19 protein-coding genes are annotated in these 15,802 nt (G+C 39.2%); 12 read left to right on the top strand and 7 right to left on the bottom strand.

Annotation, left to right across the window (positions count from 1 at the left end; translation table 11 throughout):
• The first annotated feature begins 15 nt into the window (after positions 1-15).
• The 11 genes from GSF09_RS12475 to GSF09_RS12425 all read left to right on the top strand — a co-directional run bounded on the left by GSF09_RS12475 (position 16) and on the right by GSF09_RS12425 (position 6,208).
• The gene (locus GSF09_RS12475) at positions 16-657 is read left to right on the top strand and encodes a M15 family metallopeptidase (RefSeq protein WP_159801954.1); all 642 of its coding nucleotides are present in this window, start codon (positions 16-18) and stop codon (positions 655-657) included.
• Between the two features lie 91 nt (positions 658-748).
• A complete protein-coding gene (locus GSF09_RS12470; protein WP_159801951.1) occupies positions 749-1,525 on the top strand; it encodes a 3'-5' exonuclease in 777 nt (258 codons plus the stop codon).
• Positions 1,526-1,533: 8 nt separating this feature from the next.
• Positions 1,534-2,145 carry a fumarylacetoacetate hydrolase family protein gene (locus tag GSF09_RS12465; RefSeq protein WP_159801949.1) on the top strand — a complete coding sequence of 204 codons (612 nt, stop codon included), beginning with the start codon at positions 1,534-1,536 and terminating at the stop codon, positions 2,143-2,145.
• A complete protein-coding gene (locus GSF09_RS12460) occupies positions 2,145-2,489 on the top strand; it encodes an Hpt domain-containing protein (RefSeq protein WP_159801946.1) in 345 nt (114 codons plus the stop codon). The genes GSF09_RS12465 and GSF09_RS12460 overlap by 1 nt, the downstream gene beginning before the upstream one ends.
• 5 nt (positions 2,490-2,494) lie before the next feature.
• On the top strand, positions 2,495-3,742 hold the full coding sequence (locus tag GSF09_RS12455; protein ID WP_159801943.1) for a competence/damage-inducible protein A: 1,248 nt from the start codon (positions 2,495-2,497) through the stop codon (positions 3,740-3,742).
• 83 nt (positions 3,743-3,825) lie between these two features.
• Positions 3,826-4,062 (top strand): 50S ribosomal protein L28, encoded by a 237-nt coding sequence (gene rpmB, locus GSF09_RS12450; RefSeq protein WP_135218024.1) that lies wholly within the window; start codon positions 3,826-3,828, stop codon positions 4,060-4,062.
• 29 nt (positions 4,063-4,091) lie between these two features.
• On the top strand, positions 4,092-4,274 hold the full coding sequence (rpmG, locus tag GSF09_RS12445; RefSeq protein ID WP_159801940.1) for a 50S ribosomal protein L33: 183 nt from the start codon (positions 4,092-4,094) through the stop codon (positions 4,272-4,274).
• An 11-nt stretch (positions 4,275-4,285) separates the two neighbouring features.
• Complete coding sequence (locus GSF09_RS12440) at positions 4,286-4,438, top strand: DUF4295 domain-containing protein (protein ID WP_159801937.1); 153 nt, start codon at positions 4,286-4,288, stop codon at positions 4,436-4,438.
• 99 nt (positions 4,439-4,537) lie between these two features.
• A complete protein-coding gene (ftsY, locus tag GSF09_RS12435) occupies positions 4,538-5,491 on the top strand; it encodes a signal recognition particle-docking protein FtsY (protein WP_159801935.1) in 954 nt (317 codons plus the stop codon).
• Positions 5,492-5,498: 7 nt separating this feature from the next.
• Positions 5,499-5,912, top strand: a complete 414-nt coding sequence (locus tag GSF09_RS12430) for a hypothetical protein (protein ID WP_159801932.1) — start codon at positions 5,499-5,501, stop codon at positions 5,910-5,912.
• On the top strand, positions 5,912-6,208 hold the full coding sequence (locus GSF09_RS12425; protein ID WP_159801929.1) for a DUF721 domain-containing protein: 297 nt from the start codon (positions 5,912-5,914) through the stop codon (positions 6,206-6,208). The genes GSF09_RS12430 and GSF09_RS12425 overlap by 1 nt, the downstream gene beginning before the upstream one ends.
• Before the next feature lie 50 nt (positions 6,209-6,258).
• Here GSF09_RS12425 and GSF09_RS12420 read toward each other — a convergent pair whose 3' ends face one another.
• The 3 genes from GSF09_RS12420 to GSF09_RS12410 form a co-directional block, all read right to left on the bottom strand.
• The gene (locus GSF09_RS12420; RefSeq protein ID WP_159801926.1) at positions 6,259-6,678 is read right to left on the bottom strand and encodes a nucleoside-diphosphate kinase; all 420 of its coding nucleotides are present in this window, start codon (positions 6,676-6,678) and stop codon (positions 6,259-6,261) included.
• A gap of 75 nt (positions 6,679-6,753) precedes the next feature.
• Entirely contained in the window at positions 6,754-8,343 is a 1,590-nt protein-coding gene (gene bshC, locus GSF09_RS12415) for a bacillithiol biosynthesis cysteine-adding enzyme BshC (protein WP_159801923.1), read from the bottom strand.
• Between the two features lie 50 nt (positions 8,344-8,393).
• Positions 8,394-8,924 (bottom strand): hypothetical protein, encoded by a 531-nt coding sequence (locus GSF09_RS12410; protein ID WP_159801919.1) that lies wholly within the window; start codon positions 8,922-8,924, stop codon positions 8,394-8,396.
• A gap of 68 nt (positions 8,925-8,992) precedes the next feature.
• On the opposite strand from GSF09_RS12410, the gene GSF09_RS12405 reads away from it, so the two are divergent.
• Entirely contained in the window at positions 8,993-11,191 is a 2,199-nt protein-coding gene (locus GSF09_RS12405; protein WP_159801916.1) for a radical SAM protein, read from the top strand.
• On the opposite strand, the gene GSF09_RS12400 is transcribed toward GSF09_RS12405, so the two are convergent.
• From GSF09_RS12400 to GSF09_RS12385, 4 genes are all read right to left on the bottom strand, one after another.
• Positions 11,186-11,575 carry a hypothetical protein gene (locus GSF09_RS12400; RefSeq protein ID WP_159801913.1) on the bottom strand — a complete coding sequence of 130 codons (390 nt, stop codon included), beginning with the start codon at positions 11,573-11,575 and terminating at the stop codon, positions 11,186-11,188. The genes GSF09_RS12405 and GSF09_RS12400 overlap by 6 nt on opposite strands.
• 60 nt (positions 11,576-11,635) lie before the next feature.
• Positions 11,636-12,955, bottom strand: coding sequence for a 30S ribosomal protein S12 methylthiotransferase RimO (gene rimO / locus GSF09_RS12395; RefSeq protein ID WP_159801910.1), 1,320 nt, complete (start codon positions 12,953-12,955; stop codon positions 11,636-11,638).
• 145 nt (positions 12,956-13,100) lie between these two features.
• Positions 13,101-14,615 (bottom strand): outer membrane protein transport protein, encoded by a 1,515-nt coding sequence (locus GSF09_RS12390; protein ID WP_159801907.1) that lies wholly within the window; start codon positions 14,613-14,615, stop codon positions 13,101-13,103.
• A 67-nt stretch (positions 14,616-14,682) separates the two neighbouring features.
• A complete protein-coding gene (locus tag GSF09_RS12385) occupies positions 14,683-15,714 on the bottom strand; it encodes a hypothetical protein (protein WP_159801904.1) in 1,032 nt (343 codons plus the stop codon).
• Between the last annotated feature and the right edge of the window lie 88 nt (positions 15,715-15,802).

Here is a 15,802-nt window from a genome sequence, read left to right as displayed (position 1 = left end):
AGTATAAAATATCTTATGAAATTTATTTCTGCATTACTGATTATTCTGGTTTCTGTTTTTGTTTCCGAAAAGGGAAATAAACGTTTTAACCGCGATATTCCTATAGAATATAATGATTCTTTATGGACAGAAATTAACTTTAAAACTTCGGGCATGATTAACAGTATGGCTTATGCGGATACTGCCAATTTCATGCATGTAAAAATATACCCGTGCGCACGTTGTTTTTTAAGGCCGGAAGTTGCTTTGGCTCTGGAAAAGGCAAACAGCCTTGCACAAACTAAAAAATTAAGGCTTGTCATTTATGATTGTTACCGCCCTTACGGCTTTCAGAAAAAAATGTATGATATAGTGAATAACCCACGCTATGTGGCCAAACCCGGAAAGGGCTCCAACCATAACAGGGGTGCTGCGGTAGACCTTGCGCTTGCCGATGAAAACGGGCAACTGCTTGATATGGGCAATGCCTTTGATGATTTTTCGGAATTATCACATTATACAGCCGATGGTATTACAACTGAAGCAAAAAAGAACAGGAAAATATTGCGCAGCATTATGGTAAAAGCAGGATTTAAACCCTATGATAATGAATGGTGGCATTTTGATTATAAGCAAAATATATATCCTGTTTCAGGATTTATATGGAAGTGTGAATAAAAATAGCCAATTTTAAAAAGGTAAATAATAGGTTTACTTTTTCTTTTTAAAATATCCATAGGCTATATTTGTGGTATATACATAATACAAGATGGAATTAAAACTTAACAGGCCCATATGCTTTTTTGACCTTGAGACTACGGGGACTGATATTTGCAAAGACAGGATAGTAGAAATATCAATATTAAAAGTTTACCCAAACGGGAATAAAGAGGGCAGGACATGGCTGGTAAACCCGGAAAGGCCAATACCACCCCAAACCACTGCCTTTCATGGTATAACTGATGAAAAAGTGGCAAATGAGCCTACTTTTAAAGAACTTTCCCACCAGATATATAACATGATAAAGGATTCTGATTTGGCGGGCTATAATTCTGACAGGTTTGATATTCCTTTACTTGCAGAAGAAATGTTGCGCGCGGGGCTTGATTTTGATATGAAAAACAGGGTTTCGGTAGATGTGCAGACTATATTCCATAAAAAAGAGGAACGCACACTTAGTGCAGCTTATAAATTTTACTGCGGGCAGGTTCTTAATAACGCCCACAGTGCAGAAGCAGATACCAATGCAACTTATGAGATATTAAAATCGCAGCTTGACCGTTACGATGACCTGCAAAATGATGTAAAATTCCTTTCGGAATATACCACACGTAAAAAAGCAGTTGATTTTGCAGGTTTTATTGCGCTTGATGAGGACGGCGAGGAGGTTTTTACCTTTGGTAAATTTAAAAATGCCAAGGTGGAAAAGGTGCTGGAGCAGGAACCGGGTTACTATGGATGGATGCAAAATGCAGATTTCCCGCTGTACACAAAAAAGGTGCTTACAGCAATTAAGCTAAGAAAACTGAACAACAAACTGGTTTAAAGTTAGTTATGAAAATTATTTGTATAGGCAGGAATTATGCCGACCATATAAATGAACTGCAAAATGAAAGGCCGGAAGAACCGGTAATTTTTATGAAACCGGATACGGCTTTACTGCAAAAACAGTTTCCTTTTGTCATTCCTGAGTTTAGCAATGATGTGCACCATGAGGTTGAGGTACTGGTAAAAATCAATAAAGTTGGTAAGTATATTGATGCCAGGTTTGCCCATAAATACTATGATGAAATTGGGCTTGGTATTGATTTTACTGCGCGCGACCTGCAATCACAATTAAAGGCTAAAGGCTTACCCTGGGAAAAAGCCAAGGCTTTTGACGGTTCTGCTGTTGTGGGTGACTTTATATCAAAGTCAGAATTTGAATCACTTGATGCTATTGATTTTCACCTTACCAATAATGAGAATGTAGTACAGCAAGGCAATACGGCCCATATGCTTTGGAAAATAGATGAGCTGATAGCGTATGCTTCAAAATATTTTACATTAAGGACTGGAGATATATTGTTTACAGGAACGCCTAAAGGGGTAGCAAAAGTTAATTCCGGAGATGTGCTTGAAGGCTTTATACAAAACAAAAAATTATTCAGGATACAGGTAAAGTAATGGCTATAAATTATAATTTATCCAAAGTATATGCAATTTCTGATAATGATGCAGAATTTGCAAAGCAGATAGTGGTGCTTTTTACAGAAGAAGTACCTGCAGAAATGCATAATATTAAAGAGGGGCTTAAGGAAAAGGATTACAGCAGGGTGTACCATGCAGCCCATAAAATAAAACCAACGCTGGACCTTATGGGAATGGATATGGCTTATGAAGATGTAGTAACCATTGAAAACTGGACAAGGGCCGAAGGAAAGAAAAAGGAAATTAAGGATGTGGTGAAAAGCCTTAAGGGATATATTAACCTTACGGTAAAGGAACTAAAAAAAGATTTTAATTTATAGTTGTTATGAAGGCTGCTATAGTTACCGTTGGCGATGAGATACTTATCGGCCAGATAGTTGATACCAATTCATCTTATATTGCAAAATCACTTGATAAAATTGGTATTGGAGTACATGAAATGCTTTCCATAAGCGACGACAGGGAACATATCAGCAATACGCTGGCGGCTTTGCAGAACCGGGTGGACGTTGTTGTGATTACCGGAGGGCTTGGGCCTACTAAAGACGATATTACCAAGAAAACCTTTTGCGATTACTTTGAGGATGAGTTAATTGTAGATAATGAGGTGCTTGAACACGTAACCCAGCTTATTGAAAAAGTATTGCAGCGCCCCGTTTCACAAATGAATAAGGACCAGGCACTTGTTCCTTCAAAATGTACAGTGCTTTTTAACCGTGTGGGTACTGCCCCGGGAATGTGGATGGAAAAGGAAAATACAGTTTTTATATCGCTTCCCGGCGTGCCTTATGAGATGAAGGATATAATGGAAAAAGAAGTGCTGCTGCGCCTTATATCGAAATTTAAAAGGCCGTATATTGTACATAAGACATTGCTTACTTATGGGCAGGGAGAGAGTGTTGTGGCAGAGCGTATTGAAGAATGGGAAGATAACCTGCCGGAATTTATAAGACTGGCCTACCTGCCCAGCCCGGGCAGGGTGAGGCTCCGTTTAACGGCAAGAGGGATAGATGAGGATTTTTTAAAAAGCAGCATTAATGCAGAAATCGAAAAGCTAAAATTACTTATTGCTGACATAATTGTAGGCTACGATGAAGATGAAACGATTGAAGTAGTTATAGGCAGGGAACTGGCCAAACGTAATAATACTATAGCTGTTGCAGAGAGCTGTACGGGAGGTAAAATAGCGCAGTTAATAACAAGTATTCCGGGCTCATCTGTATACTTTAATGGCGGTATGGTAACTTATGCCACAAAGTCTAAAAGCGAAGTGCTTGATGTGCCTGAAGATATCATAAAAAAATATAGTGTTGTAAGTGCTGAGGTTGCCGAGGCTATGGCGCAAAATGCAAGAAAAATTTTTAAAGCGGATTATGCGGTAGCAACCACAGGCAATGCAGGGCCTGCAAAAGGCGATTCCGATGCCGGGGTGGGGACTGTTTTTATAGCTATTGCAACCCCAAAAGGAGTTAGTAGTGAGGAATTTAATTTTGGGCAGCCTCGTGAAAAAGTTATCGATAGGGCAGCAAACAAGGCATTGGAAAAAATTTATCAGGAAATTGTAAAAAACTGATTGTATGTGTTTGTGTAATAGATTTATTTTTTGTTACTTTGCACCCTGATTTTTTGAAATAACGATATAAAAAGCGAGAAATAATGTCAAGAGTTTGTGCCCTTACAGGTAAGAAAGCGATGGTTGGAAATAACGTTTCCCACGCAATGAACAAGACTAAAAGAAAGTTTAGTGTAAACTTAGTGAAGAAGCGTTTTTATCTTCCTGAAGAAGACAGGTGGATAACTCTTAGGGTAGCCGCTTCTACTATCAAGACAATTAACAAAAACGGAATTGCTGCAGTTTTGAAAGAAGCTAAAGCAAAAGGGTTTATAAAATAATCCTTTCCTTAAAGTAATATATAATTAAGATGGCAAAGAAAGGTAACAGAATCCAGGTAATTTTAGAATGTACCGAACACAAAGCTACCGGATTACCGGGAACTTCAAGGTATATCACTACAAAAAACAAAAAAAATACTCCGGACAGATTAGAGATTAAAAAGTTTAATCCGATTTTGAAGAGAGTGACTGTTCATAAAGAAATTAAATAATTTATTGAGTCATGGCAAAGAAAACCGTAGCAACGTTACAAACATCTTCAAAAAGGTTAACTAAAGCTATCAAGATGGTAAAGTCTCCTAAAACAGGTGCCTATACTTTTGTTGAGAGCGTTATGCCTCCTGAAGATGTGGATAATTTTCTTAAAAAGAAATAACATCCAGTTACATAATATATAGAAAAGCTGCTTTCTTGTACAGAAAGTAGCTTTTTTATTTTCTATATTTACCATCGGAAAAAACGACTTATTACATCTATGAATTTTTTTAAAAAGATATTTTCTTCCGAAAAGAAAGAAACCCTGGATAAGGGCCTTGAAAAAACAAAAACCTCCTTTTTTTCTAAACTATCTAAAGCTGTTGCAGGAAAATCAAAGGTTGATGATGAGGTGCTTGATAACCTTGAAGAAGTACTTGTTTCATCTGATGTGGGGGTTAATACAACGCTTAAAATTATTGAAAGGATTGAAGAGCGTGTAGCCAAAGATAAGTACTTAGGCACCGATGAGCTTAACCAGATTTTAAGGGAGGAAATAGCCGGGCTGCTTTCTGAAACCAATATTGGTGAAGCAACAGATTTTGAGGTTCCGGCCAATAAAAAACCGTATGTAATAATGGTGGTTGGCGTTAACGGTGTAGGTAAAACCACAACCATAGGCAAGCTTGCGCACCAGTTTAAAAAAGCCGGGCATAAAGTGGTGCTTGGTGCAGCAGATACCTTTAGGGCAGCAGCTATAGACCAGTTACAGATTTGGGCTGACAGGGTTAATGTGCCCATAGTAAAGCAGCAAATGGGTAGTGACCCTGCATCGGTGGCTTTTGATACATTACAGTCGGCAGTTAAGCAGGATGCAGATATTGTTATTATTGATACCGCAGGAAGATTGCATAACAAAGTAAACCTGATGAATGAGCTTACTAAAGTAAAAAGGGTAATGCAAAAAGTGGTGGGTGATGCGCCTCATGATGTTTTATTGGTTTTGGACGGCTCTACAGGGCAAAATGCATTTGAGCAGGCCAAGCACTTTACTGCAGCTACAGAAGTTACTTCATTAGCGGTTACAAAGCTTGACGGTACTGCAAAAGGCGGCGTTGTTATAGGCATTTCAGACCAGTTTCAAATTCCTGTAAAATATATTGGTGTTGGTGAGGGTATAGAAGATTTACAAGTTTTTAATAAATATGAGTTTGTAGATTCTTTTTTTAAATAGTAATTTGATGAGAGTTGTTGCAGTATTCATAGCTTTAGTCTGCATTTCATGCAGCCATAAGATTGACGAAAAAAATCTCGATTATTTAAATGGTTATTGGGAAATTGAAGAGGCTGTAATGCCTGATGGCTCAGAAAAAGAGTATAAAGTAAACCCTGTGATTGATTATTTTGAGCTTAAAGATAAAAAGGGAATCAGAAAGAAGGTAATGCCTCAGTTTGATGGTTCTTATAAAGTAAATGGGCTTTCTGAAAATATAGTTATACTCCAGCAGGATGATAAAACTTATATAAGCTATACTACAGATTATGCAAAGTGGAAAGAGCAAATAGTAAAGCTTGATAAAGAGCAGCTTGTGTTAAGGAATGAGCAGGATATTGAATATCATTATAAAAAACCGCAACCTTTCAGTATAAAGTAATGGCAAAGCGTTTAAACGATAATACGTCAATCAGCGATGTGCTTAAAGAGTTTATACAGGTAAATAACCTGCAAAAGGGCATGGATAAAATTGATGTGCGTGAAGCGTGGAAAAACCTAATGGGTAATGGAGTAAATAATTACACACGCGAAATACTGCTTAAAAATGATATTTTATATGTAGAGCTTACTTCGGCCGTATTGCGGGAAGAGTTAAGCTATGGAAGGGAAAAGATAATAAAAATGATTAATGAAGAATTAGGCAGGGAAGTAGTTAAAGATGTAATATTACGATAAAAAAAGAGCCGCTTTTTAAGCGGCTCTTTTTTTATACTTGCGAGATTTTATTAAAACTGCTCCCTGCCTGCAAAGTGGAAAGCACCTTCAATAGCGGCATTTTCATCACTGTCAGAACCGTGAACAGCATTTTCTCCTACAGATGTAGCATATTTTTTACGGATTGTACCTTCGGCAGCATCGGCAGGATTTGTAGCTCCTATTAATTTCCTGAAATCCTCAACTGCATTTTCCTTTTCAAGTATAGCAGCTACTATTGGGCCTCTTGTCATAAATTCAACAAGTTCACCAAAGAAAGGCCTTTCTTTATGCACAGCATAAAATGCCTGGGCATCTGCTACTGTAAGTTGTGTTAACTTTAATGATACTACCCTGAAACCGGCTTCGGTAATCATTGATAAAATACCGCCAATGTGCCCTTTTTCAACAGCATCCGGCTTAATCATTGTAAATGTCCTGTTTGTTGCCATAGTCGTTTTTAAATTTGGTGCAAAAGTAGGGGTTTTTAAATTAATAATTTTAAATAATTATTACTGTTTTGCGCATTAAAGTACTATTACATTAAATTCCTGTTGAAGCGGTTTAAGTTCTGTAAATAGCCTTTCCAGCAATGCACCATCAAATTCCAGATAAAATTCAGAAAAATTTACCTTTCGCTCCTGTAGCCCCTGCCCCGGGAAAAGTTGGTTTTGCAATTCGGCTATACGGGCCAGTTTATCGGCATGTATACGTTTTTCTGCACGGGTTAACTTCTTTTCAAGATTGTCAAGTCCTTTAAGCTGTTTTGTCTGCTGTGCCATAACGGCACCGTAAAAGGAAGCATCGGTTTCTTGTGCAGTTGCGGCTAACTTTTCAAATTGATTTTTTAAAAAGTCTTTCTGTTCCGAAAAATCAAGTTCAAATTTGGAATATTCCTTGATTTTTTGGTTTAGCAATTCCTGTTGCCTGCTGAAAATATCATTCCAGGTTAAATTCAGTTTATCCAGTTTTTCGGCCTGCTTTTTTGTAGCCAGTAAAACAGAATTACGTAATAATAATATAGGAAATGTAACTTTGGCTGCATCAAAGTAGGATTTTAGTTCCAGCCAGTAAGCTATTTCTCCGCCCCCACCAATATAGCAAAGGTTGGATAATATTACTTCCTGGTACAGCGGCCTCATTATTACATTAGGGCTAAATCGTTCAGGATTGCTTTCTGCCAAATCCAGTATTTCCTCCTGGGTAAATTGGAGTTGTGTATTGTTTACATAATAAGTACCATCCTGTAAAATAATACGTTCCCTGAGATTGTCTTCAATATAAAAAAGGTTTATTTCCCTTGGGTTAACCTGTATATTATATTCTTTTAGTAAAGATGCCGTTTCCGCTACTTTGGTATGTGATGTTTGGTGCAGCAACTCTTCTTTTATATGCGGTAAAAAAAGTTTTTTAAGTTCTTTATTGTCAGCATCAATAATTACCAGCCCTTTTTCGCTAAAAAGTGCATTCGCGAGATAACGGGTGGCATCAGCAAGATTTGTATGTTCTATATAGGCTTTTTCAAAAAGGGCAGTAAGCGTTTTCGCATTGTCGCCTGCGCCCATTTCTTTAGTAAAAGCAGTAAGCACGGCATCCAGCCCATTTGTGTTGAGCCTGCCTACAGGCCCGGAGCTTTCCTTTGCCCATTTTATTTTTTTATCCCTGAAATTAAAATAATTTATTTCCTCAAAGTCATGGTCTTCCGTAGCCATCCAGTAAACAGGTACAAAATTATAATCAGGGTATTGAATTTTTAGCTGCTCCGTTAAATTGATAGTGGAAACAATTTTGTATAAAAAATATAAAGGCCCTGTAAAAAGGTTAAGCTGGTGCCCGGTGGTTATGGTAAAAGTATTTTCATCCTTTAAAAGACTAATGTTTTTTTGTGTAAGGGCAGAGGTGTCAGTGTTTTTATATTGTTCCTGTAATACGCCTGAAAGTATACTACGGAAACCAGAGTTATAATTTTGCTGCTTCTCTTTTATCTGCTCTTTAAAGTTTTCTATAGAAGGGAAACGGTTATACAGCTCTTTCAGGTTCTCTTTTTGATTAAGGTAATCAACAATTAAGGGTGTAAAATATCCTGAGTTTTGATAGCTGATACAGTCTGATGGCATTGCGTTATATTTTCCTGTAAAGTTAGCGAAATAGCTTTAAAATGTAAAGGTTATTCGGCCTTCTTCACACGCGTCCATTTTAGCATTTCACTGAGCAGGTTCCTGTCCCAGCTTTTTGGAGATAAATTTCGCTTTGGCACTAATTTACCGTTTAAATTTTGCACGTAAATAAACGGATAGCTGTAATTAAGTTCTATTGTGCCTAAATCGGCAGTAACAGAGTTATTGTTTATTTCTATGGTATCATCCAGCCGTATAAAATAATTTTCAGTTATTTCTAGCCCGAAGCTATTTTTATGGGGTTTTGTTATGCATATAGTGGCTAAAAACCCGGGAGGGCCAACAATATATTTATAGTTGCCCTGCAATTTTACCTTTGTATGTATGGGTGATATTTTTTCGGAACTGTAATTACATTCCCAGACGCTGACTGCGCCTTTACTGCATAAAAGGTAAATCTCTGCTTTTTTAAATTGTGCCGTTTCCATAACAAAACTAAGTTCAAAAAACATATTGCTGGTTTTCTGTGCAAATCCAATATAAGTGGAGAGTATAATAAATAATAAAACAACTTTTTTCATTGTAGGCTTTATATGTATTATAAATATAGCTAAATATCAGCTACTTTTGCACACTTAAACCCATTGATTTGAAAGCCAAACTATTTTTAATAACCCCGCCTTTTACACAGCTTAATACCCCTTACCCGGCAACGGCTTATTTAAAAGGTTTTTTAAACACCAAAGGTATATCGGCCGTTCAGGCTGATTTGGGTATTGAGGTTATTTTAAAGCTGTTTTCAAAACAGGGCTTAACAGATATGTTTGGGATAATTGACGCATCTGCTGAAAAACAAATGTCAGCTAATGCAAAGCGCATATATTCTCTTAAAAACGAGTACATAAAAACAATTGATGCGGTTATTTTATTCCTTCAGGGAAACAATCCAACGCTTTCACATCTTATATGTCAGGAAGATTTCCTGCCGGAAGCATCGCGCTTTGAGCAGCTTGATGAACTGGACTGGGCTTTCGGCTCTATGGGTACACAGGATAAAGCCAAGCATTTGGCAACACTATACCTGGAAGATATATCAGATTTTATAGTAGAGTGTATAGACCCTCATTTTGGCTTTAGCCGCTATGCCGAAAGGCTGGGCCGTTCTGCCAACAGTTTTGATGAGTTGTATGCAGCACTTCAGCAACCCTGCACATATATAGATGAATTGCTTTTAAGGCTGCTGCATGATTATGTGGAAAAGGAGCAGCCCGCATTGGTTTGTTTTTCTGTGCCTTTTCCGGGTAACTTATATTCCGCTTTCCGCAGTGCGCAATACATAAAGCAAAACTTCTCGGGGGTTAAAACTGCCATGGGCGGTGGTTTCCCAAATACTGAGCTGCGTTCCCTTGCCGATGCGCGGGTAATGGAATTTTTTGATTTTATTACCCTTGATGACGGCGAGGCACCGATAGAGTGCCTTGTTGAACATATTGAAGGCAGGAGAGGAGCCGATACGCTTAAGCGCACTTTTACACTGATAGATGGCACCCTGAAATATATAGATAATTCAGGATGCTGGGATTACAAGCAGTCAGAAACAGGTACGCCTGATTATACAGGGCTACCCTTAAATAATTATATATCTGTTATTGAGGTTGTAAACCCTATGCACCGTATGTGGAGCGACGGGCGATGGAATAAGCTTACAATGGCGCATGGCTGTTATTGGGGCAAATGCACCTTTTGCGACATTTCATTAGACTATATTAAAATATACGAGCCTGTTGCTGCAAAACTGCTGGCTGACCGTATGGAGCAGCTTATGGTACAAACGGGGCAAACGGGATTCCATTTTGTAGATGAGGCAGCACCACCGGCACTTATGCGCGAGCTTGCCCTCGAAATTTTGAGGCGTGGCCTTGCGGTAACATGGTGGACAAACATACGTTTTGAAAAAAGCTTTACAGCCGATTTATGCAGGCTTTTAAAAGCATCGGGCTGTGTGGCGGTTTCGGGCGGGCTGGAGGTAGCATCAGACAGATTGCTGGAACTGATACAAAAAGGTGTAACAGTGGCACAGGTAGCGCGTGTAACCCGCAATTTTACCGATGCCGGGATTATGGTACATGCCTACTTAATGTATGGTTATCCTACACAAACCATTCAGGAAACTATAGACTCACTGGAAATGGTGCGGCAAATGTTTGAACTGGGTATATTGCAATCGGGCTTCTGGCACCAGTTTGCCATGACAGCACATAGCCCTGTTGGGATGCAACCGGAAAAATTCGGGGTGGTTAAAGACAGTGATATTGCAGGAACATTTGCAAATAACGACATACTTTTTACCGATAGTACAGGAGCAAATCACGATAAGTTCAGTTATGGCTTAAAAAAGTCACTGTTTAATTACATGCACGGCATCTGCTTTGATTATCCCCTGCAGGACTGGTTTGATTTTAAAGTGCCTAAAACCAAAATACACCACGACTATATTTATAATATATTGCAGGAAGATGCAGGCTTTGCCATAAAACCTTCGGCTAAACTTGTATGGACAGGCGGAAAGCCAATTACCGAATATTATATCAAAAGCAAAAAAGGGCGCAGTTTTGAAATGGCATCATTTACATTTCATGACAGGAAAGAAACTTACAGTATTCAACTTGATAAAGAAAAAGCAAATTGGCTAAGTGGCTTTCTGGATTTAGCTTATGTGGGTAATGAAAATATAATTACTTATGCAAAGGCAAAGCAGGATTTTGAAAACCAATTTGAGGACTTCGAGCTTTTTTGGTTCAGTAAGCCCATTACTGTTTTAAGGCAGCATGCGCTTTTGGTACTATAACTTACGTTTTTCTTTCATTTCCAGATACTTTTCAGTCTGTTGCCTTGAAAGTATGGGAAGTATGCGCTGGTCTATTTTATCATAAATTTCCCTTGCCTTATCGCGCTTCTCGTTCGGGTGCATATCTTTTGCCTCGCCTAATGCAGTAAAAGCACTCCTTTGTTCTTCTATGATTTCCCTAACGGCTGCAAACTGGAAATCATCAAGGGTTAATTCCTTTTTTAAATATAAAACGGTTTGCTCTACAAAATCAACCTTTTCATTTTTGCTTTTGGAGCGTTTGTATTGTTCCCTGCCGATTGACCTGCTAACCTGCGCTACCGCAGGTATTGAAAATGCAAGTGCAAACAAAGCTACTGCTATATATAAAAAACTTTTTTTCATGTGACGCATATTAATATACCAAACTTATGGCTTTTTTAAATGAAAAGCAAAATCGTTTTGTTAAGCGTTTGCCGGAATGCCGTAAAGGTCAAACTCTGTGGCATCTGTTATTTTTATGGCTGCAAAATCACCTGTTTTTAAGTAAGTTACAGAGGCATCAATTAAAACCTCATTATCAACATCGGGGCTGTCAAACTCTGTCCGGCCAACAAAATAATTACCTTCTTTACGGTCTATTATACAACGGAATACCTGGCCGATTTTTTCCTGGTTAAGCTCCCATGAAATTTGCGACTGGATTTCCATGATTTCATTAGCACGCTGTTGTTTCACTTCGGCTGGCACGTCATCTTCAAGAAGGTAGGCATGTGTGTTTTCCTCATGCGAATAGGTAAAGCAGCCTAAACGCTCAAATCGCATTTCCTCCACCCAGTTTTTAAGTATCTGGAAATCTTCCTCGGTTTCGCCGGGGTAACCTACTATCAGTGTAGTCCTTATGGCCATTCCGGGCACTGCCTTACGGAACTGCTTTAACAAATTGGTAGTTTTTTCATACGTTGTACCACGGCGCATTGATTTAAGTATGTTGTCCGAAATGTGCTGCAACGGTATATCTATATAGTTACAAATTTTAGGCTCACGTTCCATTAATTCCAGTACATCCATAGGGAAACCGGAAGGAAATGCATAATGCAGGCGAATCCACTCAATGCCTTCAACCTTTACAAGATTTTCCAGTAATTCAGCAAGATTGCGTTTTTTGTATAAGTCAAGGCCGTAATAGGTAAGGTCCTGGGCAATTAAAATTAATTCCTTAACTCCGTTTTTAGCAAGCCCTTCGGCCTCTTTAACCAGCTTTTCAATAGGCTGGCTCACATGCTTGCCACGCATAAGCGGTATGGCGCAAAAGCTGCAGGGCCTGTCGCAACCTTCGGCAATTTTAAGGTAAGCATAATTTTTTGGGGTAGTAGTAAGGCGTTCACCCAAAAGTTCGTGCCTGTAATCAGCACCCAGGGCTTTTAAAAGCAATGGCAGTTCGGTTGTACCGAAATACTGGTCAACATTGGGTATTTCTTTTTGCAGGTCAGGCTTGTACCTTTCAGAAAGGCAGCCAGTTACAAAAACCTTATCTACAATTCCCTGTTCCTTTTTATCAACATAATTCAGTATCATGTTAACCGATTCTTCCTTTGCATTATCAATAAAACCGCAGGTGTTTATTACTATAATATTCCCTTCCTCATGGGCGGGTGCTTCGTGTGCCACATCTTTGCCGCTGGCTTTTAGCTGCCCCATAAGCACTTCGCTGTCATACACGTTTTTAGAACAGCCCAGGGTTATAACATTGATTTTATTCTTCTTTAACGACTTGGTTCTCATATAACTGAAAAAATTGGAGTGCAAAATTACGCTTTTTATTTACAGGCATGGGTATATACCCGTTAAAATTTAGGGGCATGTAAAAAGGTAAAGCCACTTCCTTAAAAGAAATGGTTTTACCGGATATATAAGTAAGATGAAAAAATTACAGGTCTAAAGTATAGGAAAGGGTAACATTATTGTTATCACTCTTTACCCTTGCTGCATCTGTAAAGCCGGCGGATACAACAGGTACTTCCATTTTACGTTGAAAATAGGAATAGGCCAGATCCAGCCTTGAGCCCCCGAAAGAAAAACCAAGCCCACCCGAAAGGCCCCAAAGGTCGCCCATGGTACGGCCGTTTTCATAAGGGCTTTGCTCAAAGCGGTAACCGCCCCTTAGGCTTACATTTTTTATGCGTACTTCGCCACCTACACGCACTTCGGCGGCATAACCCAATTGATCAGACAGTTGGTCATTAAGTCCGTTATAGCGTGAACTTTTGTATTCTGTTTTACTGTAATCCTTAATAGATGCATCAACGCTCAAAAGGCCGCTCCTGCCAAAAATATAGGCAAGGCTTCCTGTCCATTTAGATGGGGTTTTAATAGTATAATCATCAGATACCATTGTTACCTGCGGGTTAACAATAAAAGTATCATTGTTGGTGCTGCATTCCGGGCAGTATGACCTTAAGCTCTGGGTAACCTCATTTTGCAGGGTAAGCCAGGTTGGCGACTCATAAGCCACGCCGGCACGAAACTGCTCGGTTACTTTATATATTGCCCCAAGGTTAAATGAAACGCCGCCACCATACGTATATTTTTCGGTATTGAACCTTATTGACTGCAGTCCTGTTACATTTGGATTATTGGTATCTTCAAAAATGCTTGTTGTTTGTATATAATCTGTAAAATGCACATTAATATTGGCACCTAAATACAGGCGTTGTTTTAGCTGGGTGGCAAAGCTTAATGCGACCTTACCATTATAGCCTGAGGTTTGAAGATAATTTTCCTGGTAATAATTCCCGCCATTGGGCCCATTGGCAACATACGGAAGCCCTGCAGGGTCGGTATTAGGGTTAATAACAAATCCATAATAACCTAAGTATGCCTGCTGGTAACCAAAAGGTAAATCTTCAAAATAGGAATTTTCCAAGGTACTTACACTCGGAGCCTGCACACCGTCAAAACCATTGGCATAACTTAAAAAGTAGTTATTAATGGAGTTTGTAGGGTTAACGCCTTTAGAAAATATACTGTTGTCAAAATTATTGGTATTGTCGTAATTAAAACCAAGTGTAAACTTTTGCATAAACGAATCGGGATTGGTGTTGTTAAAAACGAAAACCGCACCCAGTTGGTTTAGCTCAAAAGCATTGTCATTTTCTTTTGATTTAGTACCAAAATAATTAGAATTGTTGCTGATATTATAGCTGGTTAAGGAACCTGTGCCGGAGTTGAAATTGTAAATTGCTGATCCTGCCGGGTTAACCGTCATAGAGGAAACATCTCCACCAACAGCACCAAACGCCCCGCTCATAGAACGGAACCGTGCTGTACCATTCATGTTGTCAATAGCATAGCGCACTGCATCGGCGGCAGTATTTTCATCTCTTTGCGCATACAAAGAAACCGCTGAGAGAATAAAAAAGGCAAACAATAAATATTTTTTCATAACTGCTTTTTATTTTATAAAATAAAATCCCATGCCTGTTTTTTAAAAACATGGGACTTAGTATGTTTTAACCCCTGCGGCCACCGCCACCGCCTCTTGAGCCACCGCCACCGCGTGAACCTCCGCCGGACCTTCCGCCGCCAAAGCCGCCACTGCTGCGTGAAGGGCTTACAGTACCGCTGCTACGGGTTGGGGTGCTCCTGCTTCTGGATGAGTTATTGTATATACTGCGGGAACTATTGTTATTGTTTCTTGAAGAATTATTATAGATGTCGCGGGAATTGCTGCTGCTGTTGCGTGTGCCATTATTATACTGCACATTTCCCCTTGTCCTTACGGTGTTAGAGGTGTTGTTAAACCTCCTGCCGTTAGTTACTGCCCTGCCGCTGTTGTAGCGTGCCGAGTTTGATGACCTCCTGCCATTGTAGTAAGAATCCCGGGTTCCGTTATAGTAAGCTGTAGATCTTGACCCGTAATTATAATTATACCTGTTATAATAATTGGAGTGGTATGGATGGTACCAGTTGTTCCATCCCCAACCCCAATACGGGTTGTACCAATTGTTCCAGCCAAGGCCCCATCCCCAGCCGCCGCCATACCATCCGATGCTCCATCCCGGGCTGTACCAGTTATTCCAACCCCAACCCCAGTAAGGATTGTACCAGTTGTTCCAGCCGCCGTACCCATAGTTGCCATAAAGGTTTACGGTTACATTATCAGATTCCTGGCCCCATGCAGGATAGGAATTATACACACTATAGCTTTGGCCTTCATTTGCTATTGTATCATTATCGTAGGAACTGTATTCTTCAACATCGGTAAAGGCAGTTGCCGGATATTGGTTTTGCAGAGAATTGAAATAAGCTTTGTAATTCATATTCTGGCCGGACACTTCGCCATCCCTGTATTGCTGAACCTGTCCATCGTTATAAGTATATACCGGTTCGCCATTATTATCATGTGGTACCGAGCCATAAATGCCATCTGTATCATATGATGAGGTATTGCGGTATGAGCTGCATGACGTTATAGTAAGGCCAAGCATCCCTAAAATTGTATAAAGGGAAATTTGCCGTAGGTTGAAGTAATCAGTTTTCATATCTCTGCATTTTTTTTATTGTTGAACTGTTGAAAATAGTTAGTTTTGCCAAACTATTTCTTATAAAATAAAACAATATTTGTGCCAA

The organism is Flavobacterium sp. MK4S-17 (genome assembly GCF_009848495.1).
Classification (GTDB): Bacteria; Bacteroidota; Bacteroidia; order Flavobacteriales; family Flavobacteriaceae; genus Flavobacterium.
The sequence above is the reverse complement of the archived record's forward strand: the minus strand, read 5'-3'. Positions and strand labels throughout refer to the sequence as shown.

What these genes read in the sequence shown, in the direction of transcription:
- GSF09_RS12475 (WP_159801954.1), top strand. Translation starts at nt 16, where the DNA reads ATGAAATTTATTTCTGCATTACTGATTATTCTGGTTTCTGTTTTTGTT.
- GSF09_RS12470 (WP_159801951.1), top strand. Translation starts at nt 749, where the DNA reads ATGGAATTAAAACTTAACAGGCCCATATGCTTTTTTGACCTTGAGACT.
- GSF09_RS12465 (WP_159801949.1), top strand. Translation starts at nt 1,534, where the DNA reads ATGAAAATTATTTGTATAGGCAGGAATTATGCCGACCATATAAATGAA.
- GSF09_RS12460 (WP_159801946.1), top strand. Translation starts at nt 2,145, where the DNA reads ATGGCTATAAATTATAATTTATCCAAAGTATATGCAATTTCTGATAAT.
- GSF09_RS12455 (WP_159801943.1), top strand. Translation starts at nt 2,495, where the DNA reads ATGAAGGCTGCTATAGTTACCGTTGGCGATGAGATACTTATCGGCCAG.
- rpmB (WP_135218024.1), top strand. Translation starts at nt 3,826, where the DNA reads ATGTCAAGAGTTTGTGCCCTTACAGGTAAGAAAGCGATGGTTGGAAAT.
- rpmG (WP_159801940.1), top strand. Translation starts at nt 4,092, where the DNA reads ATGGCAAAGAAAGGTAACAGAATCCAGGTAATTTTAGAATGTACCGAA.
- GSF09_RS12440 (WP_159801937.1), top strand. Translation starts at nt 4,286, where the DNA reads ATGGCAAAGAAAACCGTAGCAACGTTACAAACATCTTCAAAAAGGTTA.
- ftsY (WP_159801935.1), top strand. Translation starts at nt 4,538, where the DNA reads ATGAATTTTTTTAAAAAGATATTTTCTTCCGAAAAGAAAGAAACCCTG.
- GSF09_RS12430 (WP_159801932.1), top strand. Translation starts at nt 5,499, where the DNA reads ATGAGAGTTGTTGCAGTATTCATAGCTTTAGTCTGCATTTCATGCAGC.
- GSF09_RS12425 (WP_159801929.1), top strand. Translation starts at nt 5,912, where the DNA reads ATGGCAAAGCGTTTAAACGATAATACGTCAATCAGCGATGTGCTTAAA.
- GSF09_RS12420 (WP_159801926.1), bottom strand. Translation starts at nt 6,678, where the DNA reads ATGGCAACAAACAGGACATTTACAATGATTAAGCCGGATGCTGTTGAA.
- bshC (WP_159801923.1), bottom strand. Translation starts at nt 8,343, where the DNA reads ATGCCATCAGACTGTATCAGCTATCAAAACTCAGGATATTTTACACCC.
- GSF09_RS12410 (WP_159801919.1), bottom strand. Translation starts at nt 8,924, where the DNA reads ATGAAAAAAGTTGTTTTATTATTTATTATACTCTCCACTTATATTGGA.
- GSF09_RS12400 (WP_159801913.1), bottom strand. Translation starts at nt 11,575, where the DNA reads ATGAAAAAAAGTTTTTTATATATAGCAGTAGCTTTGTTTGCACTTGCA.
- rimO (WP_159801910.1), bottom strand. Translation starts at nt 12,955, where the DNA reads ATGAGAACCAAGTCGTTAAAGAAGAATAAAATCAATGTTATAACCCTG.
- GSF09_RS12390 (WP_159801907.1), bottom strand. Translation starts at nt 14,615, where the DNA reads ATGAAAAAATATTTATTGTTTGCCTTTTTTATTCTCTCAGCGGTTTCT.
- GSF09_RS12385 (WP_159801904.1), bottom strand. Translation starts at nt 15,714, where the DNA reads ATGAAAACTGATTACTTCAACCTACGGCAAATTTCCCTTTATACAATT.